At 65.3% G+C, this 4,251-nt stretch carries 7 protein-coding genes; all 7 read right to left on the reverse strand.

Annotation, left to right across the window (positions count from 1 at the left end; genetic code table 11):
• On the reverse strand, positions 1–215 hold a 215-nt coding region (locus HY049_13395; GenBank protein ID MBI3449896.1), incomplete at its 3' end, for a hypothetical protein.
• Between the two features lie 10 nt (positions 216–225).
• A complete protein-coding gene (gene nuoK / locus HY049_13400; GenBank protein MBI3449897.1) occupies positions 226–531 on the reverse strand; it encodes an NADH-quinone oxidoreductase subunit NuoK in 306 nt (101 codons plus the stop codon).
• Positions 528–1,037 (reverse strand): NADH-quinone oxidoreductase subunit J, encoded by a 510-nt coding sequence (locus HY049_13405; protein MBI3449898.1) that lies wholly within the window; start codon positions 1,035–1,037, stop codon positions 528–530. The genes nuoK and HY049_13405 overlap by 4 nt, the downstream gene beginning before the upstream one ends.
• Entirely contained in the window at positions 1,034–1,501 is a 468-nt protein-coding gene (locus HY049_13410; GenBank protein MBI3449899.1) for an NADH-quinone oxidoreductase subunit I, read from the reverse strand. The genes HY049_13405 and HY049_13410 overlap by 4 nt, the downstream gene beginning before the upstream one ends.
• Before the next feature lie 33 nt (positions 1,502–1,534).
• The gene (gene nuoH, locus HY049_13415; protein ID MBI3449900.1) at positions 1,535–2,599 is read right to left on the reverse strand and encodes an NADH-quinone oxidoreductase subunit NuoH; all 1,065 of its coding nucleotides are present in this window, start codon (positions 2,597–2,599) and stop codon (positions 1,535–1,537) included.
• A 5-nt stretch (positions 2,600–2,604) separates the two neighbouring features.
• Positions 2,605–3,702, reverse strand: a complete 1,098-nt coding sequence (locus tag HY049_13420) for an NADH-quinone oxidoreductase subunit D (GenBank protein ID MBI3449901.1) — start codon at positions 3,700–3,702, stop codon at positions 2,605–2,607.
• 20 nt (positions 3,703–3,722) lie between these two features.
• On the reverse strand, positions 3,723–4,151 hold the full coding sequence (locus HY049_13425) for an NADH-quinone oxidoreductase subunit C (GenBank protein MBI3449902.1): 429 nt from the start codon (positions 4,149–4,151) through the stop codon (positions 3,723–3,725).
• Between the last annotated feature and the right edge of the window lie 100 nt (positions 4,152–4,251).

Raw genomic sequence — 4,251 nt, forward strand, 5'->3', positions numbered from 1 at the left:
AGGTTCACCCTCAGCCCTGACGATTCGAGCCCCTGGTACCCGGGAAGGCCGTTCGCCAGCTCGTACACCGCCGCCGCCGAACACAGAAACGCGATCGCCACCGTCCCCACGCCCACCAGCGACACGAACTTCTTCCCCAGCTTCGCCCCGAACAACCCGTTCAACACGAACCCCGTGAACGGGAGGAGGGGGATGAACCAGAGGTGGCGGAGCATCGGGTCAGCCTTATCCCTTCAGGAGAGTGATCTCGTCGACCTGGATCGACTCGGTGTTGCGGAAGAGCGAGATGATGATCGCGAGACCCACCGCGACCTCGCCCGCCGCGGTCACGATGACGAAGATCGAGAAGACCTGCCCGGCGAGATCCGAAAGCAGGCGCGAGAAGGCGATGAAGTTGATGTTCGCCGCGTTGAGCATCAGCTCGATTGACATGAGGACGATGATGCCGTTGCGGCGCGTGAGGACGCCGACGACGCCGATCAGGAAGAGGATCATGCTGAAGACGAGCACATGATGAATCGGGACGATCATGTCTCCCTCCGCGCGAGGACGACGGCGCCGACCATCGCGACGAGCAGGAGGATCGACGCGACTTCGAACGGGAGCAGGTAACGCGTGTACAGCTCGATGCCGACGGCCTCGATGTTCCCGGCCGGCCCCTCCGTCTGGACGCCCATGGCGGCGCACGACCTGGCGGCGCGCGCATAGATCGTCATCACGGTGGTGAAAAGGAGCGCCACGATGAGGAGCGCGGCCGCCCCGCGGGTCACCGGGAGGCGCGTGACTCCCGCCTGGAGCGGCACGAGCATGATGACGAAGAGGAAGAGGACGACGATGCCGCCCGCGTAGACGAGAACCTGGACCGCCGCGAGGAACTCGGCCGACATCGTGATGTAGATGCCGGCGACGCAGAAGAAGGTGAAGACGAGGAACATCGCCGAGTGCACCGGGTTCCTGCGCGTCACCACCATCAGGGCGGAGACGACCGCCATCGCGGCCAGCACGTAGAAGAACCAGGTGGCGTAGCCCAGCGTCACTTGGCGTACCTCTTCAAGGGATGCCCGTCGACGAGCGCCTCGCGCTGGGTGATGAACTCCTGGCGCGAGTAGTCGCTCAGCTCGTAGTCGTGGGACATGTAGATCGCGGTGATGGGGGTCGTCGGGCACGGATCGACGCACAGGCCGCAGAAGCAGCAGCGCTCGTAGTCGATGATGAACGACTTCGCCATCTTCCCCTTCCCGCCCGGACGCTTGTCGACGACGATGCTGATGCAGTCGTCGGGGCAGATCTGCTCGCACAGGAGGCACCCGACGCACAGCTCCTCGGCGGTCCCGGGATCGCGCCGGAGCCGCGGCACGCCGCGAAACCTGGGGGCCAGCGCGGGGCGCTCCCTCGGATACTCCATCGTGATGTGCGGGCGGAAGTGGTTCTTCAGGGTGATCCACATCCCCTGCGCCATCTCCACGAGGAAGAATCGCCGGACCAGAGTGCCCACGCTCATCGCGCCGCTCCACGCATCATCGTCCGCCCCGCACTATCCATGTCTGAGCGCCAGGATGAAGGCCGTCACCACCACGTTCGCGAGCGAGAGGGGGAGCAGCCACTTCCATCCCAGGTTCATGAGCTGGTCGTAACGGTACCGGGGAAAGGTCCCGCGGATCCAGATGTAGAGATAGAGGAACATGAAGACCTTGAACGCGAACCAGAAAACTCCCGAGAGAGCCGGATTGATGAAGTCGAGGAAGTTCAGGAACGAGAGGGCCTGCACGTTCGGAAACGGGCGAAGCCATCCGCCGAAGAAGAGGGTCGTCGCGATCGACGAGACGACGATCATGTTCGTGTACTCGGCGAGGTAGAAGAAGGCGAACTTCATCCCGGAGTACTCGGTGAAGTAGCCGGCCACCAGCTCGGCCTCGGCCTCGGGGAGGTCGAAGGGAATCCGGTTCGTCTCCGCGACGCCGCTGATGAAGTAGCAGAAGAGCGCCACGATCTGCGGGAAGAAGAACCACATCCCCTGCGTCTCCTGGGCCCTCACGATCCCCGTCATGCTGGCGGTGCCGGCGAGCAACAGCGGCCCGATGATCGCGAGGCCGAGGGGCACCTCGTACGAGACCATCTGGGCGGCGCTTCGCAGCGATCCGAGCAGCGGGTACTTCGAGTTCGACGCCCACCCGCCGAGCATGATGCCGTACACGCCGAGGCTCGAGATCGAGAGGATGTACAGGATGCCGATGTTGACGTCGGTGATCCACGGGGTGATCTCGTACCCCATCACGCTGAACGAGCGCCCCGCGAACGGGATCACCGCGAGCGCCGCGAAGGCGGGGATGATCGAGATCACCGGCGCGAGGATGAAGAGGACGCGATCGGCCTGATCGGGGATGATGTCCTCCTTGAGGAGGAGCTTGATGCCGTCGGCGATCGGCTGGAGGATCCCGTGGAACCCCACGCGGCGAGGGGCGAGCCGGAGCTGGATGAAGCCCAGGACCTTGCGCTCGAGCAGGGTCGTGTAGGCGACCGCGCCGCTCATGACGCCGAGCACCACCGCCACCTTGATGGCGGGAATCACCACGTTCTCGATGAGGAGGCGCGAGTCCATGCGGCCTACCGATCCGCGTCGCCGAGCACGATGTCGAGGGTGCCGATGATGGCGACGATGTCCGCCACGAGAGCGCCGTTCGACAGGGCCGGGAGCGCCTGGAGGTTCACGAAGGAGGGGGACTTGAACCGCATGCGGTACGGCTTCTCCGTGCCGTCGCTCTTGATGTAGAAGCCCTGCTCGCCGCGCGGCCCCTCGATCACGTGGTAGATCTCGGCGATCGGGGGCTTGATCTTCTTGGGGACCTTCCCTCGGAAATCCCCGCCCGGCAGCCCGTCGAGCGCCTGCCGGATGATGCGCGCGCTCTGGCGCATCTCCTCCATGCGGATGAGATACCGGTCGTACGTGTCGCCGTGCGTCCCCAGCGGGACCTCGAACTCGAACCGGTCGTAGGCGGCGTACGGCATCGCCTTCCTCACGTCGTAGTTGACCCCCGAGCCCCGGAGAGGCGGGCCGGTGAGCCCCCAGTTCGTCGCGTCCTCGGCCGAGATGACGCCGACCCCCTTCGTGCGCTCGAGCCAGATCCGGTTGGTCGAGAGAAGGCCCTCGTACTCCTTGATGCGGGACGGCAGCAGATCGACGAAGCGCCGCGTCCCCTCGATCCACCCCGGCGGGAAGTCCTCGAGCGTCCCGCCGATGCGGAACATGTTCGTCGTGAGCCTCGCTCCGCAGAAGGCCTCGAAGAGATCGAGAATCATCTCGCGCTCGCGGAAGGTGTAGAAGAAGACCGTCATCGCGCCGATGTCGAGGCCGTGCGTGCCGAGCCAGACGAGGTGCGACGAGATGCGGTTCAGCTCGGCGAGGATGACGCGGATGTACTGCCCGCGCTCGGGAACCTGGATGCCGCAGAGCTTCTCGACCGCCTGGATGTACCCGAGGTTCTGGGAGGCGCTCCCCACGTAGTCGAGCCGGTCGCACAGCGGCGGAATCATCACGTACAGCTTGTGCTCGGCGAGCTTCTCGACCCCCCTGTGCAGGTAGCCGATGACGGGCTTGCACTGGACGACCGTCTCCCCGTCGAGCCCGAGGATGACGCGGAGCACACCGTGGGTCGCCGGATGCTGCGGCCCCATGTTCACTTCGAGAATCTCGGTGTGGAACATCCGCCGTCTCCTGGCGCCTTCTATCGATAACGAGGGTGCTGCTCCGGGAACCCCTCAAGGGGGTATTCCTTGCGCAGCGGATGACCCTTCCAGTCGTCGGGGAGCAGGATGCGCGTCAGGTCGGGATGGCCGGTGAACCCGATCCCGAGAAGATCGAACGCCTCGCGCTCGTGCCAGTTCGCGGTCGCCCAGATCGTGCTCACGGTGGGCACGCTCTCGCCGTCCGCCACGCGCACCTTGAGCCGGATCCGGTGGCGGTGCGGAACGGAATAGATGTGGTAGTTGACCTCGAACCGCTTCGGATCCTTCGGGTAGTCGACGGCGCACAGGTCCGAAAGCAGGTCGAGCCGCGTCCTCGGATCGTTCTTGAGAAACCGGCAGATGTCGGGAAGTCGCTCGACCTTGATCCTGGCCGTCACCTCCCCGCAGAAATAGGCGACCTCCTCGATGGCGTCGGCGAACTTCTCCCTGAGGCCATCGAGCGGGACGCTGGGAACCGCCTTCCGTGTCGGATCCTCCGGCGCCGGGGGCCGGGGCGCGGGGGGGCCC

This window comes from Acidobacteriota bacterium, assembly GCA_016195325.1.
In the GTDB taxonomy this organism is placed as follows: domain Bacteria; phylum Acidobacteriota; class Polarisedimenticolia; order JACPZX01; family JACPZX01; genus JACPZX01.

What these genes read in the sequence shown, in the direction of transcription:
- nuoH (MBI3449900.1), bottom strand. Translation starts at nt 2,599, where the DNA reads ATGGACTCGCGCCTCCTCATCGAGAACGTGGTGATTCCCGCCATCAAG.
- HY049_13420 (MBI3449901.1), bottom strand. Translation starts at nt 3,702, where the DNA reads ATGTTCCACACCGAGATTCTCGAAGTGAACATGGGGCCGCAGCATCCG.
- nuoK (MBI3449897.1), bottom strand. Translation starts at nt 531, where the DNA reads ATGATCGTCCCGATTCATCATGTGCTCGTCTTCAGCATGATCCTCTTC.
- HY049_13410 (MBI3449899.1), bottom strand. Translation starts at nt 1,501, where the DNA reads ATGAGCGTGGGCACTCTGGTCCGGCGATTCTTCCTCGTGGAGATGGCG.